Genomic DNA, 17,300 nt, shown 5'->3' on the forward strand with positions numbered 1-17,300 from the left:
AATACAAAGGTAAAAGAAAAGGAGGAACTAAATCCCGTATTGCTTCCGCCGCCGATAGAGCGTGCTGGCATCGATACCCAGAATATCCGCGGCCTCCTGGAGAGAGCTGGTCTGGGCAAGGACCCGGCGGATATGGAGTTCTTCCAGCTCCTCAAGCGTTACGGTGTCTCCGATGTCGGGCTCGGATTGTGACGGCTGGATACGATCCGGCAGATCATCTGGCGTGATGTTGTCCGTTTTACTCAGGATCACCGCCCGCTCGATGGTGTTCCGTAATTCGCGAACATTGCCGGGCCAGTCGTACTCCTGGAAGATATCGACGGTCTCATCAGGTAAACGGAGTGACGGCTTATGGTTCGTCCTGGCAAAGAAGTCCAGGAAGGCGTTGGCCAGCACCGGGATGTCATCGGGACGTTCCCGGAGCGGCGGCAGGTGGATGTCAATCACGTTGAGTCGATAAAACAGGTCTTCCCGAAAACGTCCGTCTTCTGCCGCCTGTTGGAGATCGGTATTTGTTGCCGCGATAATGCGAACATGCGCTTCGCGGGATTGGTGCTCCCCGACCCGCTCATACGTGCGTTCCTGGAGGAAACGCAAGAGTTTGGGCTGCACGTCAAGTGGCATGTCTCCGATCTCATCCAGGAAGAGGGTGCCGCCCTCTGTCGCGGCAATCCGCCCCGGATTATCCTGAATAGCCCCGGTGAACGCTCCTTTCACATGGCCGAAGAGTTCGCTCTCCAGAAGTTCTTTCGGGATGGTCGGACAGGAGACCACGCCAAACGGCCCGGATTGATATCCGCTCCATTCGTGGATAGCCCGGGCGAGCATGGTCTTGCCGGTGCCGCTTTCGCCGGTCAGTAGAATCACTGCTTCCGAGGATGCGGCTTCTCTGGCCGTCTCCACCGCTTGTTGCATGGCCGGGCTGGCGCTCTCCAGGTGAAGGTCCGGTTCCAGGTGCTCCACCCGATCCTGCAAAGAAGACACCTGGAGTTCCAGGGAGCGCATTTCACCCATGCGCCGTGTGACCATCCGGACTTCCTCCGGTTCGAACGGCTTGGGAATGTAATCCGCAGCGCCACGGCGTATCGCTTCGACGGCATTTTCGATGGAGGCGTAGGCGGTAATCACCACGATTTTGCTCCATGGGGATTGGGATCGGAACTCCGGAATTAAGTCGAGGCCGTCGGTGTCCGGGAGGCGTAAATCCAGCAGAATCAGGTCAAACGCCCGGCGCTGTACTTCCGCGCGCGCATCAGATCCGTTACTGACGGAGCGTACGGTATGTCCTTCATCTTCCAGGCAGATGGTCAGCGTCTTCCGAATCGGAAGTTCGTCGTCGACCACGAGGACCTGAAGTGGGGTGGGTTTTGTTGTATCCTTTGCCATGTGTCAGATCTTATGTTAGCCTGCTCACCGTTCCAACAACGCTTCCGGAAATCCCGGATCTCGTGCTAACTCTTGAGCGGCCATTGCTATTCGTTCCCCTCTGTTATCAATAATTACCGGCAACTAATTTGGAGAATAAATCAACGGGATTAAAGGGGTTTTTACGATATAAGTGCAACCCGGTTTTGCTCATATCGGGTGATCACTGGAACTCAGGGCAATTAAGTTTAATAGGGATACTTTTACTCCGAGTCGTACTCTAAGTATTGAACTGTGATATCTGTCATTTCTGGCGTCTTCCGGTAAGCATCACAACCAGACCAAGAATAAAACCGACCAGAAAGGTGAGAAATAGCAGGAGCGCCCGGGGAAGGGTGAGGGTGAAAAATAGAATCCGGGTCTCCACAGCCGCCGTGTTTTGGAGGACGACAATCAAGACCAACACTGCGACCACCAGGGTCGTAATAATTTTCCAGGTTTTCATAAAATAACTCCGTTAAATTGCATTTCGTGTATTATTCAGTTTCAAGCCGCATTTTGAGGTACAGCGTACACCTGCACGAATTCGTATCCTTCCCGGTGAAGGGTGTCTTTGCCACGCAGGATCATGTCAGTACGCAGCTGGAATTGATCTTTGGGATCAACCGGGTATGCCTTTAGTTGAAACTGTGTGCCCCAGGGATGTTCTTCGGCGACGACGATCACCGGCATTTGAACATTGGTATAGACGCTGGTGAGCCCGACATTCCGCAGGATACTGCGAATTCGACCCGGATCTCTGTACGATCGCAAATAAAAATCCGCAACACACATCAGGTTTTGCGTTCCGTTATTGGCGTTGTGGACCAGTTGGTTCCAGATTTTGGCGTGAGGGACAACGACGGTGGTATCATCCGGGGTGACTATTTCGATAGCCCGCATTCCAATGTTGGTGACCTCACCGTAGGTGTCATCCACAGTGATCCAGTCGCCGAGCCGATAGGGCATTTCATACAGGGAGACAATCCCGGCGATGAGGCTGCTGACGTAATCCTTAAAGGCGAATCCCAGGGCGATACCAATCGCACCGAGGAGCGCCACCAGGTTTTCGAATGTTGGCTCGATGATCCGAACGATAATCAGCGCGCCGGCAGCCAGAATAAGAAGCAGCCGCAGCATCGGAACCGTAGCCAGGGTGTAATAACGCGGCTTGCCGGAGAATTTGTTTGCCAGTTTCGGGATGAATTTCTGGAACAGCACGATGAGAATCCACGTGCCAGCAAGGATTTCAACTATCTGCAGGATGTTCTGAAAATTGAGATTTTGTATCACGTCCATCAGACGGCTCCTGTTTTAAAATTGGTCCGTGAGATAGCTTTTACTTGCGATAAATTCCCGTACGGCAGGATACCCCACGCCTGTCACCTGCCATTGGTCTTGTTCCTCACTCACGATCAACTCCTGACGCAGCAGACTGAGCGTCCGGAAAATCCGGTCTGCATCAAACGGGAGTAATTCGATTAGTAATTCATTGGAAAGTCCATGGTGTAACAAAAGAGTATGCAGCACAAAAAGTGTCACCGGGTTCCCCGGTTCAGGGACGCCAGGTTTCATAAATTGCGCCCAGGGTGCGATCCAGACTCCACCGTGGCGTTGCCTGTTTTGATCTGCCTGTTCTTCGTCCGCCACATCCTCTTCCGGTAGCGACTGGAATGCCGTCTTCAGCAGGTGCCAGGATACGCCGGGAATCCCCCGGCTGTGGGCTGCCAAATGTGCCAGAAAATCACTGGATTCAAATCCGTTGTCTTCCTGCTGCTCCGGTGCGAGAACGTATTTGCCCGTACCGTACTCCCGAATCCAGGGGATGTGTATTTGCTCCCGGTCGATATTGCTGATAACCCAGTCCTCAATCCGGTCCGCTCCAAAGGATTGCAGGCACAACACACGGGAGTGCTCTCGCTCCAGCACCTCCCTGAAATACGCCCAGGCCCAGCTGTCGCATCCTACAAGACACCGCTTGTTCCTCTGGTCAAGCGCTGAAAACAGTCGGCGGATTAAGTTGAGTCCGTGTGCGTGGCGCAGAAACCAGTGTTCCAGAGATGGAATAACGCACGGCTCCGATTGTTCGAGCACAGGTCGAAGCGCCTCGTCATCTCCGGAAAGAATCTGATCCACCGATGGAGCGTTCACAACCGGCCAACCGACAAGCGGGGCGAAGTCAGTGAGAATGTCAGAGACGCCGCTGTCGGGCGGACCGACAAGAAAAACAATCTGATTTGCCGGTTCCGCTGCATCGAGCCATGTTTCGATTGTGGCTCGAAGTGCGACAGCAGGATCCTGCCATTCCAGCGTGGGCAATATGGCCTGGACCCGTTCCGGCGGCAAATTCCGGAGTTCTTCTTTTTCTTCCAGCAGCGGAGATGTCTGTTTACCGGAGGGCCAGAACTTTTGGAAGGTCGCAATGATTCGATCTTTTGCCGAGGTATAGCCGATGGGTGCAGAGGGAACGGTGTATTCGCCTGCCTCAACAAAAGTCCACAGGGCGTTTTGAGGTTCTGCAGATGATGGAGAATTCATGCTATCCCAGGCTCCGTTTATGTCTTAATCTTTACCGAGAAGTTGTGTGGCATCATATCCCGCCTGAATTAGATCCGGTACCTGCCCGGTATCCGTCATATTAAATGCCGAAAGGTCCGGCGATATCACCAGGTCAGCATCTTCGAGCTGTATCCGCGTAACATTCCGGGTGGAGATATTATAAGCGTTCACCAGAATATCGATAATATTATCGGGGGAATCCAGTCCCTGGGAAGAGAGTAAGTCCACTCCAATAATCGAATCTACCGCCATCGATTTTAATGGAGAAACCGGGACATTTTCTACAATACCGCCGTCAACAAGGAGATGGTCCTGGTGCTCGACCGGAGTATAGATCCCCGGCAGACAGGTGCTCGCCATGACCGCCATAGCCACATCGCCGGAATCGAGGACGACTTTTTCTCCGGTGCGGATATCCGCGGCTATCATCGCCAGCGGGATGTCAGCCTCCTGAAAATCCACCTCGCCAATGACCTCATCCAGGAGATCGCCCATCTTATCATTGGACAGGAGCCCATACCGGGACAGGGAGACCTGTGAGATATTCAGCCAGTCCAGGTCCAGGGCGATCTCTTCGATCTCCGGAAGTGATAAACCGAAGGCATACATGGCAGCGATGAACGCGCCGATACTTGTTCCGGTGATTGCGGCTGGCTTAATACCCTGCTCATCCAGTGCCTGGAGTACGCCGACATGAGCCGCCCCAAGGACAGCCCCGCCGCCGAGCGCCAGACCGATATTCGAACCCAATTTTTCGTTTTGCATGATTCTGACCTTGAATAAAAAAACCGTGTGAATGGTAGCCGGATTTTATCTCCGGTCGTATTTATCCCGCCTATCCGTCGTCCCATTCTCCCTGAAACGATAAAATCCCCGGAACAGCTGGCCCCAGGGATTACAACGGCAGCGGAGGTGGAGGGATTCGAACCCCCAAGGGCGTGAGCCCGGCGGTTTTCAAGACCGCTGCCTTACCAGTTAGGACTACACCTCCATCGGGAGCAAAATATATTCGATTTTGCAATTGAATCCAACGGGGAATTTACCAGACGCCGACACGCTTCAGGTGATTCCGCAGCCACATATTCCCAGCGGCGGTTTTAAGGTAGTATTCCCGTTGCGCGGCTTCGGATTTAGTGGCATATGTTTCGGTGTAGATGATACGGAACGGCCGGTAGGCCTTCGTCGACCGGACTTTTCCCTTATTATGATCCCGAAACCGATCCGGCAGGTCACCGGTGTGACCAATATAATGAAAAGTTCGGTGGAGACTCTTTAAAACGTACACTTTATACATAAGTTTTGAAAACCTGTTGACCACACATTGATAAAAACTCGCTTACTTAATCGAAGGGGACCGTCCTGTCCGGCACTTTGACAGCACAGAGTACTTCAGGGCGTGAGCCCGGCGGTTTTTTCCTTAGGGATCCCTGCGGGGCAGCCCGGGGTGCGTAGTCCAAGACAATTTTTACAGTTAATTTCTGAAGATTTACTACACATATAAATACAAAACCCCGGCCTCCGCTGGAGCAGGAGACCGGGGCTCATCCTGGGAGGGATGGAGGTGCGGGGCCTATCGGAGCAGCACCATCTTTTTCATCTGTACAAAATCTTCAGTCTCCAGGCGGTAGAAATACATGCCACTTGCCACGCGGGTTCCACTCTGATTTGTACCGTTCCAGACAACCTGATAGGTTCCGGCCTGTTGTGAGGTATTAACCAGCGTTTTTACTCGCTGTCCCAGGCTGTTATAAACAGTTACCCGGACATCAGTCTGTGTCGGAATCGTGTACTGTATCTGGGTTTCCGGGTTGAACGGGTTGGGATAGTTCTGTGACAGGGCATATCCCGCAGGTACATTCTTGCCGGGTTCACCTGACACGCTTGTAGCAGAGGAACTTCCCCGGACAACCAGACTACTGAAATGCGCCACACTGGAGAATATTCGGTTCCGGCTGCTGTCAACAGTCGTGTATTCAATGCCGGTGCTGTCAAATACGATGCTGTCATTTGACGTGGTCGCGAAATACAGTCCCAGTGTTGTGGGGTCGATATTTAGATGTCTCAGTAATCCCCGTTTGAACGGCAAACCAACTATCAGCGGTGTTTCAAAATAGTAGGGCTCGGATACCTTATCATTGACCATTACTTGGAAGTCAACACCGGTGACAATGGAATGATGTTGGAAAGTGAGGCTGTCACCGGTTACATGAGCGAATCCGGGGAGACTAATATGTATCCGGACGTCCTCTGAAAGGGAACCGTGCGGGAAGTAAACCCCGCCGCCATTCAGGACATTCATCGGATGTGGCATGCCGCCCATTACCCAGACTTCACCCTCGACGAGCGTCTGCATCACGCTGTATCCCTGTGGATTCGGCGAATCTCTGGTAATAGTAATGGAATTCTGAACTCCCGTTGTATCTGCTGTGGAGTCGCTGCTTACTACGAAAGCACTTCCGGTGTACGAGCCGACTGTTGCGTCCACCAGTGCAAAGCCTGTGGTATCCAGCGTCAATTCCCCGGTTGAGCTCAGCGTGCCGAGCGGAACGCCTCGCATAGACCAGGTCGCAGTCGTGTCTACCAGACTATCCGGCGTGACAAAGTATTTTGCGCTAAACTGGATGGTTGAGCCGACCTGAGCCACGGTATCGGACGGTATCACCACAACACGATTTCCTTCGCCGGGCCCTTCAGGTTCGTCCTTTTCAATTTCGAATTCAGCGAAACCTTCCAGCGTATCCAGTTGTGCAGAGATAGTTCCTTTACCATACGCAGTGGCGGTAAACCATCCATTTGCGGAAATCGTTCCCAGCGAATCAGGAGAAACCGTCCAGGATGAGACCGTCGTATCCGTCATGGTTTCGCTGGAATCAACGTAGTATGCCTGGAGTTGGATTGAATCTCCAAGCGAAATCTCAAATTCGTGCGGTTCAATAACCAATGCCGGCAGTGAATAAGAAGGCTCCTCCACCTCAAATTCCACAGAATCCTGCAGATCACCCAGTGACGCGTAAATGTAGCCTTTACCTTCCGCTTCAGCCTGAAACAGACCAGTAGAAGAAATTGTACCGAGACTGTCCGGAACCATGGACCAGGAAGCGCTGGTATCCGTAGATACGTCATTGGAGTCAATAAATACTGCCTGGAGCTGGATTGATTCTCCGGTCGCTATCTCAACCTCTTTCGGCTGGATCTCCAGTCGTGATAAATTTTCCTGTGCGTGTAATTCGATTCCCATCAGGAAAACAAATCCAATGATTAAGAACGTCGTAAATTTTCTAACAGTTTTCATGTAACCCTCCATCTTGTAATGAATATGATGAACATTAATTTTTTCTCCCCTTCGATCACCAGAAGTATAACAGGTCTCCATCTGTATTTAATTGATTTTACTCACATCATACCTGATAACAGGCCGGGAACCTCTGCCTGCAAATTGAAGTCAGGATTAGTATTACGGAAAACTGGAAAACAAATAGCCGGCGGTTATACGGGTAATTACCTATAAATAATCAATATACGAGTATTGGCAGAAATGGGTTTTTCTCGGTGCCAAGTTCCGAATATTTTCTTTGTAGTAAAATTACTACATAAAAATAGTACATAATACGACAGAGAATTCAGTTCTGAGTTCATACTTTTTTATTCCCGCAATGGTGAATGGTGGGATTCCCGCTCGGACGACACCTTGAGACCGCCGATATTTTTGGGAGCGCTACCGTTATAGTATATATCTGCTGATTACCGGAATAAAGATGGGGCCTTTTTAGAGGAATAATGTGACTATTCTCACAAATAAATAGGACTAATTTAGTCATATTTAAAATAGCTCAGGCGGAAGGAGCAATAATGAGTTTCGGACATGCCAAAGTTTCGAAATCAGTCTCACCTCCGCAGAACGATATTTTTGATGCAGAGCATCCCGACAAGGTACTTTCTGCGTTCCTCCACACACTGCTCGATTCTGCTGAAGACGCGATAATCACTACAAATCCACAGGGAAAGATCTCGAGCTGGAATATCAGCGCAGAACGGCTTTACGGATATGAGTCATCCCAGGCGATTGGCGAGCACATTTCCCTCATCTTCCCGGGTGAGGATCGGGAGGAGCTGGAGCAATTGCTCTCCGATTTGGAACAAGGATACCGCAAGGAGCCATTTATTGCGGCCAGAGTCCGGAAGAACGGTACGGAAATCGAAGTCTCAGTCACAGTTTCACCGCTATTTGACCGGGACGGACAATACTGGGGAGCACTGTTTATACAGCGAGACGTGACGAAACGCCGCCAGCGGGACAAGGAACGCCGCCGGCTTGCATCGATTGTTGAAAATGCCGATGACGCGATCATCGGAAAAACCCTGGACGGAACTATTACAGCCTGGAATCACGGGGCAGAGCGGATGTACGGTTTTACCAGTGAAGAAGCAATTGGCCAGCCCATATCAATCATTATCCCGGATGATCGCAGCCACGAGTTAGAAAACATTATGGCCAAGCTTCGCCGGGGTGAGCATATTGAAACGTATGAGACAATTCGGGAGAATAAACGCGGAGAGAAATTGCATGTCTCTTTACGGATATCTCCAATCCGTGGTTCAGAGGGAAAAATCACCGGTGCCTCTGCAGTTGCCAGAGATATCACTGCCAGAATTCAGGCCGAAAAGGAGCGCGATCGAGCGTTACAGGAAGAACGGACAACACGAAGTGAAGCCCAGAAGCGCGAGGAGCATCTGGCATTTTTGGTGGAAGCCAGCGAAGTCCTGGCCTCTTCATTAGAATATGGGACCACCCTCGAAAATGTTGCGAAACTGGCGGTGAAGCAGTTTGCGGATTGGTGTACTATCGATCTGTTGGAAGAGGACGAGGTGCGACGGGTTGCTGTGGAGCATATAAAACCTGAGAAGAAAAAATTGGCCAGGGAGTTACAGCGAAAATATCCGCCCATGAGAAGTAATTCTTCGTTATTTGGCCAGGTGGTTGCCAGCGGCGAACCGGTACTGATCCAGACTATTAGCGAATCAGTATTGCAAGAAAACGTTACCAATGAGGAGTACCTGGAAATCCTCCGGGAATTGGGATTGGAATCGGCGATGGTGGTTCCGCTTTCTGTCAGAGGTTCTGTCATTGGAGTGATCTCCTTGATAAGTGAAAATCCGGGAAGCCGGTTCTCTAAACAGGATCTGAGTTTGGCACAGGAATTGGCGCGGCATGCTGCGCTGGCTGTTCAGGAAGCGAGACATGTAAACCGTCTGAAGGCGTTGAACCAGCAGCTGGAGGTGAGGGTACAGGAGCGGACTGAAGCATTGGAAAAAGCAAACCGAGAGCTGGAATCCTTCTCCTATTCCGTTTCTCATGATTTGCGGGCACCGCTTCGGGCCATCAAGGGATTCGGTCGGATTCTCCTAGAAGAATATCACCACACACTCCCTGAGGATGGGCAACGTTATCTGAACCTTATCGACCAAAATATAAGTGAAATGGGACACCTGATTGACGATCTTCTCACCTACTCCCGGATATCCAGGCGGCCAACGGATAAAAGACTGATCAATATGCAGGAGTTGGTTTCGACGGTACTCGATAGTCTGTCAAATCAATGGGATCTCGACAGGTACCAAATCGATCTGAGATCCTTGCCGGAGGCCCGAGGCGACTATAAAATGTTAACTCACATTTGGCAGAATTTACTTTCGAATGCGGTGAAGTATTCGAAAAAGGAAGAGCAGCCGGTTGTCCAAATCTCCGGAAGTATCGCAAAGGATGGCATCCGATACTCGGTTAGTGACAACGGGGTTGGGTTTAACATGAAATATGGGGAGAAAATGTTTGAAGTGTTCCAGCGGCTCCACCGGCCGGAAGATTACGAAGGGACCGGCGTTGGGCTAGCGATTGCCAAACAAATTATTGAATCGCATGGGGGGACAATCTGGGCGGAAGCCAAATCGCACGAGGGGGCGATATTTTCTTTCGAACTGCCCCGGGAAGGACAAAATGATGCAGAATAAATCGGTGGAAATTTTGCTGGTGGAAGATAATCCGAACGATGTAGAACTGACCCTGCATGCTTTGAAGAAGCATAACATTGCCAATAAGATTGAAGTCGTTCGGGACGGGGAAGAAGCGCTGGTTTTTCTGTTTGGGGAGGACACACAACAAGAACTGCCCCGGTTGATTTTACTCGATCTGAAATTACCGAAAATCGACGGATTACAGGTGCTAAAGCGAGTTAAAGAATCCCCTAAAACCAAAAAAATCCCGGTGGTAATGCTTACTTCTTCTCGTGAGGATAAGGATGTGGTGGAGAGCTATGAATACGGAGTGAACAGCTATATCACCAAGCCGGTGGATTTTGAGCAATTCAACGAGGCTATAGAACAAATTGGATATTACTGGCTGCTGCTGAACGAGATTCCGGGGACATAAATCAGATGCACACTAAACACTATTTGTTCACTACGGAAGATAGATGAGGGAGACGGGGATGAACAATAAAATCAAAATATTGGTAATGGAAGATAACCCATCCGATGCAGCCTTAATGATTGAAGTCATTAAGCGGGAAGGATTCGATCCGGAATGGCAGCGAGTCATCACCAAACAAGAATTTCTGGAATCGCTGGATCAATCCATAGACGTTATCCTGGCAGACCACACGTTACCACAGTTCGATGCAATCCAGGCGCTCACATTACTGAATGAAAGAAAAGGTGAAATACCATTTATCATTGTCAGCGGAACAATTAGTGAGGAGGCTGCCATCGAAGGTCTTCGCCTTGGTGCAACCGATTATGTGCTCAAAGATCGGTTAGCCAGGCTCGGTCCATCCGTGCGGGACGCCATCGAGCGTCACCAATTACAGGTGGAGAAGCATAAAGCGGAATCCGAACTCCGACAAAGCGAACAGAAGTTCCGGCTGCTGGCAAATAACGCCCAGGATATTATTTACCGGCTCACTATGAAGCCCAAGCCGATGATGGATTATATCAGTCCTGCTGTGGAGCACCTTACCGGTTACGCCCAGGATGAATTTTATCGTGACCCGGATCTGATATTTGATAACGTGCATCCGGATGATTATCTGGCGCTGGAAGATCGCCTCTTCAAATCGCAGAATTTCGGCGATCCGCTTCGGATTAGATGGATCAGGAAGGACGGTGATGTCCTGTGGATGGATCATCGGAGTACCGAAATTACGGATGACTCCGGCGAAATGATTGCCCTGGAGGGGATCGCCAGAGATATTACGGATCTTATGGAAATGCAAAAATCTGTGGAACGGTCCGAACAGTTGTTCCGTGGCATCTTTGAAAATATGCAGGAGGGATTCTATCGTACCTCTCCGGAAGGAAAGATTCTACTGGTGAATCCGCAGTTTGCGAGGATTTTAGGATACGAGAAGCCTGATGAATTGGAAGGAAAAGTGTTAGATAAGTTATGCCATTTTGAAAAATATCCCAGAGATGAGTTCCGAAGAATGGTAGAGGACCAGGGAAAAATAATAAATTATCAGACCACCTGGATTCATAAGGACGGACATCTGATAACAATTCGGGAAAACGCGCACGTCGTCCGGAATGAGGCTGGCGATGTCCAATATTACGAAGGTACTATCGAAGACTATACAGAGCAGAAAGCGCTGGAAGAACAGTTGATCCAATCCCAGAAGGTGGAGTCGTTAGGCCAAGTCGCTGGCGGCATTGCTCATGATTTCAACAATGTGCTGGCCAGCCTGAGCGGATCAATACAAATGCTGGATACGCTCACAAGTCAGGGCAGTGATCTCCGGAAATATATTGAGATGGCGAGCAGCAGTATTGATCAGGCAGAATCTATTACGAACCGGCTTTTAACGTTTACGCGGACAGAAGAACCGGATCCGGAACCGGTCGCGTTGGTGCAATTTCTGCGCGGCATGTACGATATCCTTTCCCATACACTGCCGAAAACTGTTGAGGTTAATATTGAAGAGTATGAGGGCAATGACCTGGCGCTCATCGAGAAAAACGAATTGCAGCAGGTGGTTATGAATTTGTGTATTAATGCCTCCCACGCGATGCCGGATGGGGGGAATATTACTATGAATCTGTACAGACCAACTGAAGAGGAGGTGCGACGGCATAAATCTCCGGCAGATTCTGATCCATTCATTTGTCTGAGTATCTCTGATACTGGTGTGGGAATTGATGAAGATGTGATCGACCGGATCTTTGAGCCATTTTTCACCACGAAATCCCAGGGAGAGGGGACCGGCCTTGGTTTGGCAGTGTCGCATCAGATAATCATTAAGCATGACGGCTGGATTGATGTCGAGAGTACAGCCGGAGAGGGCACAATATTCACCATTGGCCTCCCGATGGCATCAAGCAAGCCAAAGGATGAACCGGAAATTGAGGATGTGCAGGCGTATGAAGGTTCCGGAGAACATATCCTGATCATCGATGATGAGGACCAGATTTGTAATCTACTCACTGATTTCTTGTCTTCACATGGGTATGAAGTATCCACCGCTTCCACCGGTAAATCGGGTTTGCAGAAGTATCAGGAGAACACAGATGTCTATGATTTAATCCTGACCGATCTGGGGCTTCCGGAAATCAGCGGTATCGAATTGACCAAAGAAATTAAGTCTGCTCGCCCTGAGGCAAAAATTGTTGCGACAACCGGTTATCTGGAAACGGACGAGATAAAGAAAATCAGAGATAAAGGCTTTGTTACTATCATCCAGAAGCCATTCGAACTCATCAATGTGATTCAGACTGTGTATAAGGCACTCCATCAATAATTTTTTTCGGCTTGTACCTTTTCTGTGTATCTATATAGCAGATAACTACACCACAAGTAATTTTTTGACCTGTGTAAATCCCACAAGTTGGCTGGTCTGACAATTACTGGTTGCCGGATTGGAACGCCTGCGGCGGAGGGTATCATTATTTATGAAGGTATACATGATCACCAACAGCTGGCATACAAGAAGGGTATTTCCAGAGAATCCGTGTCCCGGATACTCAACGAATGGAAGAAAAACAGAAATCTCCGGGAAGATGGAAAGACCTTTATTATTGACGATTATGAACAGTTCCTGACAAAAGTCATTTAACTGCTTTTTCCAGGAAGATATCTGACAGTTTTTCCAGCATTTTTCATCCGTTAGTACAGTACTTCACCACGATATAATATTTGCTACAAGACCGTACAAAGAATTACCATAACCTTCTGTAAATATTAGACTTGATACTAATCACAACTGGTGTGTTAGTGTGAGAATGATCAATGAGGCGTTAGAGCCTGACCGATACCCTTGTAATGAATTCGAAAGAAAAGAACAAATCCCGATTTGAATTAGAAGGGGCGCAGTTAAACAATGAAAGAAGGAGGATCGTACAATGAACTTTGCTACCGATCAATCCTATTTCAATAAGATCAAAACCACGCTTGTTGCCGTAGTTGTGATGATGGGGCTGGTTATGCTACCGTCACAGAACTTCGGTCAAACAACAACTGAATTCGAGGCGCGGCTGTCCGGACATAGCGAAGTGCCGTCTGTCGCTACTCAGGGACACGGGATGATTTCCGCTACCCTGGACGGTGATAGTCTGTACGTCAGCGGTTCATTCGCTGATCTGGAAAGCGACTACGACGTAAGCGCGGGCGCGTCTTCTGAATTATACATCGGTGCCGCGGGAATGCAGGGCAATTCTGCATTTACCTTAACGGCTGATGTCAATGCCGATATGCGAAGTGGAACCTTCGCCGAATCCGAGAACCGGTTTGAACTGACCTCAGAGCAGAAGGCGGCCCTTCAGGCGCGTGAACTGTACGTAAATATCAAGACGGAAGGTCACGCGGAAGGCGAAATTCGTGGTCAGTTACTGGATGCCGGCGCGGATGCTCACTACGAGGCCGTTCTGAGCGCTGGCAGCGAGACACATAAATCGGAAAGCCGGGCTGAAGGTCGCGTAGTTGCTGAACTACACGGCGACAGCCTGATTGTCAGTGGTGGATTTGCCGATCTTGAAGGCGAGTACAACGCTACCCTCTATGAAAACGCGAAAATCCATTTTGGCAATGCCGGCAAAAATGGTGATGCCACCATCGAATTAACGGCGCAGACGGAAGCAGACGCCAAAGCCGGTGTGTTCGCCAGCAGCGAAAATCGCTTTGAACTCACTGCGGACGAAAAGTCCGCGCTGCAGGATCAGGCGCTATATGTGAACATTACCAGCTCAGCTGATTCCGATGGCGAAATTCGCGGACAGATCATACCGCGTGCGGATGCCTATTTTCAGGCGAAGCTGTCAGGCTCTGCCCAGGCGCCGTCCGTCAAAACGGACGCCTCAGGTCAGGTCGTCGCAGTGTTACGCGGTGACAGCCTGATTGTCAGCGGAACCTATGCGAATCTCTCCAGCGAGCTCAATACCGACGCCGGTGGTGGAGCCCACCTGCATCTCGGATCTGCCGGAACGAACGGCGGCGTGGATATCGCACTGAACGCTGAATCCAGTGCCGACATGAAGGCCGGTACCTTCATGGCAGCCGAAAACCGGTTCGAACTGACCGCCGATCAGAAAGCGTCGCTGTTCACCAGGGAATACTATGTCAACGTGCACAGCAACAACTATGCATCCGGCGAAATCCGTGGTCAGTTGTTGCCGAAATCGCAGATGTATTTCCATGGATCGCTGTCCAGCCGGAATAAAATTGATCCGGATACAAGCGCCGGAGTTGGCGACGTCGTGGCCGAACTTCGCGGGAATACGATCACCGTAACCGGTTCCTTCTATGATGTGGAAGGCGAATTCAACGTTGAATCGAGCGGAGAAGCGCGCCTGGAAGCAGGCTCCACAGCTGAAGATGGTGAAATCGTGACCACACTGAACGCCATGGCCAGGTCCGAGACGGAAGTCCATGCCGGAGTCATCGTGGAGGAATCCAATACGTTCACTATCTCATCCGATACTGTGGAGATGCTGATTGACGGCGATCTCTTCGTTTCGGTCGCAACGTCCGCCTATACGGAAGGCGAACTTCGCGCTCAGCTGCTGTTACAGCCGAACCATGCTCCGGATTCTTCCGATATGACCGCGCCGGCCGATAGCGCGCTGATCACGTTTGAGGGCGAAGCTTCAAGCGAATTCTCGACCTCATGGGAAGTCGCAAGCGATCCGGACGGACACGAAGTGCAGTATATTTTCCAGATGTCCACGGACGCAGACTTCTCTGCTGACGCACTGATTATCAACGAGAATGTCGGTACCAGCCTGACGTTCACGACAGACTACAGTGCAATGGTGAGCATGCTTGACTCCATCGGAGTCGAAAGCGGGAGTTCCACCATGCTGTATACCCGGGTCGTGACCTCCGACGGCAGCGAAAGGACGGAAGGTGAATCTTCCGCCATGGAAGCCGAACGAGGAACGGTCACCGACATAAATAACGAGGATAAACTGCCAGAATCGTATACGCTGCAGGATAACTATCCGAATCCGTTCAACCCGACCACGACTATCGCGTATACGCTTCCGGAACAGAGCCATGTGACACTGACCATCTACAATGCAGTCGGTCAGGAAATTGCCACACTGGTCAACTCGGAACAGTCGGCCGGTCAGCATCGCGTGGAATGGCGCGCGACTGATCAGCTGGACGAACAGCTGAGTAGCGGTGTTTATTTCTACCAGATTCAGGCGGGTACTTTTAACAAGACCAAGAAGATGGTGCTGATGAAGTAATCACGATTCACTTCCGAATCGGAAACGCCCTGTGCCTTGCTGGCGCAGGGCGTTTTTTATAGGCAGAAAATATTTTAAAGCAATATCCACTTTTTTATTTGACAACCGCCAAAACATAACATATTATATAAAAAGGTAACATGTTATATGAGGAGGGATAATGAGCGAAAGAGAACAACAGGTGGGTACGGCATTCGGTTACGTATTTATTCTGGCCCAGCGATGGCAAAATCTCGGCGACGAATTCTTGGGACGGTGGGGATTAACAACGAAGCAATGGCTGCTTTTGGCAACCATGGAACATTTTCCAGGAGGGCCGCCAACCCTTGGAGAGGCCTCAGAAGCTTACGGTTCATCCTATCAGAATGTGAGACGGATCGCTTCGGATCTGGAGATGGCCGGTTTCATCAAGTTGAAAAATGACCCGGAGGATAAGCGGACACTTCGGTTACATCTGACGGACAAGAATCGGGCATTCTGGGCCGAAAGAGATTCGGAAGCCCAGGCCTTTGTGAATCACTTGTTTGGGAGTCTAACAGACGAGGAAGTGGGGCAGTTGGCTCGAATTATTCCAAAATTGTCCGAACATGCCGGGGAGATTGGCCAGGAATTGAAGGAAGGAAAAATTTAAATCTATGCAATGGGTAAAATTGAACGTACTGGGAGGTTTGGATATGGTCAAATCTATTGTAACAGGAGCAGCTATGATGTTTTTATCAATGGGCGCAGCAGCTATTTTTACCGGAGTACACGGTGCTCAACCATCCGGAGCCGAGAAGGTACTCGTGAAAGGCGAAAATGTGGAAAGCGCAACGATAGTAACTAAGCACGATTTGGCAGATCTTCCGGCGCCAGTCCAGCGCTGGCTCACTTCGGCTGGGATTGTCGGTAAACCGGCTATCAAAACCGTTCGATTGAAGCAGGAAGGGTTTTTTCGCCGGGAGCCGAAAGGCAAATGGATGCCGTTTACCGCAGAACAGTATTATTCCACCGAGCCGCCGTCTTTTCTCTGGAAAGCGAAAATCAAGGCAGCGCCGCTGTTTACCATGTCCGTACGGGACAGCTATCAAAACGGTCACGGCGGCATGCAGGTGAAATTGTTTTCGCTGATTCCCGTAGGAAGTTCGGAGGGGCCGGAACTGGATCAGGGAACGTTGTTGCGTTATCTGAACGAGACGATGTGGTTTCCATCGGCCGCGCTGAGCGATTATATCACCTGGGAAGCAATAGACGGTACTTCGGCGCGTGCGACAATGGAGTATCAGGGCGTAAAAGCATCAGCTGTATTTTATATCAATAAGTCCGGGGACGTGACCAACATGACCGCAGATCGATACTACAGCGAACCGGATGGCGGGTTTCGACTGGAGCCGTGGTCCACTCCCATCACTGGTTATAAAGAATTTCACGGAATCCGGATACCGGCTGAGGGAACCGGCGTCTGGAATCTGGAAGAGGGCGACTTTTCGTATATCCGACTGAAAATTGTAGATATAGATTATAATATTACTGAGCCATATTAAGGAATAAACATGTACGGATACCACATAGCGACTTTACACTTTCTCAGCTGATAAGTAGACTTAATGACAATGGTGCAAATAATC

At 50.1% G+C, this 17,300-nt stretch carries 14 protein-coding genes and 1 tRNA gene; 7 read left to right on the forward strand and 8 right to left on the reverse strand.

Annotated features, from left to right (window positions below; translation table 11 throughout):
• Nucleotides 1-27: 27 nt before the first annotated feature.
• From K9N57_12220 to K9N57_12255, 8 genes are all read right to left on the reverse strand, one after another.
• Complete coding sequence (locus K9N57_12220) at nucleotides 28-1,386, reverse strand: sigma-54 dependent transcriptional regulator (protein ID MCF7804950.1); 1,359 nt, start codon at nucleotides 1,384-1,386, stop codon at nucleotides 28-30.
• 283 nt (nucleotides 1,387-1,669) lie between these two features.
• The gene (locus K9N57_12225) at nucleotides 1,670-1,870 is read right to left on the reverse strand and encodes a LapA family protein (GenBank protein ID MCF7804951.1); all 201 of its coding nucleotides are present in this window, start codon (nucleotides 1,868-1,870) and stop codon (nucleotides 1,670-1,672) included.
• Between the two features lie 41 nt (nucleotides 1,871-1,911).
• Entirely contained in the window at nucleotides 1,912-2,703 is a 792-nt protein-coding gene (locus K9N57_12230; GenBank protein ID MCF7804952.1) for a mechanosensitive ion channel family protein, read from the reverse strand.
• A 15-nt stretch (nucleotides 2,704-2,718) separates the two neighbouring features.
• The gene (locus tag K9N57_12235; protein ID MCF7804953.1) at nucleotides 2,719-3,942 is read right to left on the reverse strand and encodes a hypothetical protein; all 1,224 of its coding nucleotides are present in this window, start codon (nucleotides 3,940-3,942) and stop codon (nucleotides 2,719-2,721) included.
• 24 nt (nucleotides 3,943-3,966) lie between these two features.
• Nucleotides 3,967-4,728 (reverse strand): patatin-like phospholipase family protein, encoded by a 762-nt coding sequence (locus K9N57_12240; protein MCF7804954.1) that lies wholly within the window; start codon nucleotides 4,726-4,728, stop codon nucleotides 3,967-3,969.
• Between the two features lie 142 nt (nucleotides 4,729-4,870).
• Nucleotides 4,871-4,954 (reverse strand) — tRNA-Ser (locus K9N57_12245).
• 48 nt (nucleotides 4,955-5,002) lie between these two features.
• On the reverse strand, nucleotides 5,003-5,257 hold the full coding sequence (locus K9N57_12250) for a GIY-YIG nuclease family protein (GenBank protein ID MCF7804955.1): 255 nt from the start codon (nucleotides 5,255-5,257) through the stop codon (nucleotides 5,003-5,005).
• A 276-nt stretch (nucleotides 5,258-5,533) separates the two neighbouring features.
• Complete coding sequence (locus K9N57_12255; GenBank protein MCF7804956.1) at nucleotides 5,534-7,255, reverse strand: Ig-like domain-containing protein; 1,722 nt, start codon at nucleotides 7,253-7,255, stop codon at nucleotides 5,534-5,536.
• A gap of 557 nt (nucleotides 7,256-7,812) precedes the next feature.
• On the opposite strand from K9N57_12255, the gene K9N57_12260 reads away from it, so the two are divergent.
• The 7 genes from K9N57_12260 to K9N57_12290 all read left to right on the forward strand — a co-directional run bounded on the left by K9N57_12260 (nucleotide 7,813) and on the right by K9N57_12290 (nucleotide 17,216).
• Nucleotides 7,813-9,969, forward strand: a complete 2,157-nt coding sequence (locus K9N57_12260) for a PAS domain S-box protein (protein ID MCF7804957.1) — start codon at nucleotides 7,813-7,815, stop codon at nucleotides 9,967-9,969.
• Nucleotides 9,956-10,387, forward strand: coding sequence for a response regulator (locus K9N57_12265; GenBank protein ID MCF7804958.1), 432 nt, complete (start codon nucleotides 9,956-9,958; stop codon nucleotides 10,385-10,387). Before K9N57_12260 ends, K9N57_12265 begins: the two co-directional genes overlap by 14 nt.
• Before the next feature lie 58 nt (nucleotides 10,388-10,445).
• The gene (locus K9N57_12270; protein ID MCF7804959.1) at nucleotides 10,446-12,746 is read left to right on the forward strand and encodes a response regulator; all 2,301 of its coding nucleotides are present in this window, start codon (nucleotides 10,446-10,448) and stop codon (nucleotides 12,744-12,746) included.
• Between the two features lie 87 nt (nucleotides 12,747-12,833).
• A complete protein-coding gene (locus tag K9N57_12275; GenBank protein ID MCF7804960.1) occupies nucleotides 12,834-13,061 on the forward strand; it encodes a helix-turn-helix domain-containing protein in 228 nt (75 codons plus the stop codon).
• Nucleotides 13,062-13,347: 286 nt separating this feature from the next.
• Nucleotides 13,348-15,693, forward strand: a complete 2,346-nt coding sequence (locus K9N57_12280; GenBank protein MCF7804961.1) for a CHRD domain-containing protein — start codon at nucleotides 13,348-13,350, stop codon at nucleotides 15,691-15,693.
• A 160-nt stretch (nucleotides 15,694-15,853) separates the two neighbouring features.
• Nucleotides 15,854-16,324, forward strand: a complete 471-nt coding sequence (locus K9N57_12285) for a MarR family transcriptional regulator (GenBank protein ID MCF7804962.1) — start codon at nucleotides 15,854-15,856, stop codon at nucleotides 16,322-16,324.
• A gap of 43 nt (nucleotides 16,325-16,367) precedes the next feature.
• Nucleotides 16,368-17,216 (forward strand): hypothetical protein, encoded by an 849-nt coding sequence (locus K9N57_12290; protein ID MCF7804963.1) that lies wholly within the window; start codon nucleotides 16,368-16,370, stop codon nucleotides 17,214-17,216.
• Nucleotides 17,217-17,300: the final 84 nt, after the last annotated feature.

It is taken from the genome of Candidatus Neomarinimicrobiota bacterium (assembly GCA_021734025.1).
Classification (GTDB): domain Bacteria; phylum Fidelibacterota; class JAANXI01; order JAANXI01; family JAANXI01; genus JAANXI01.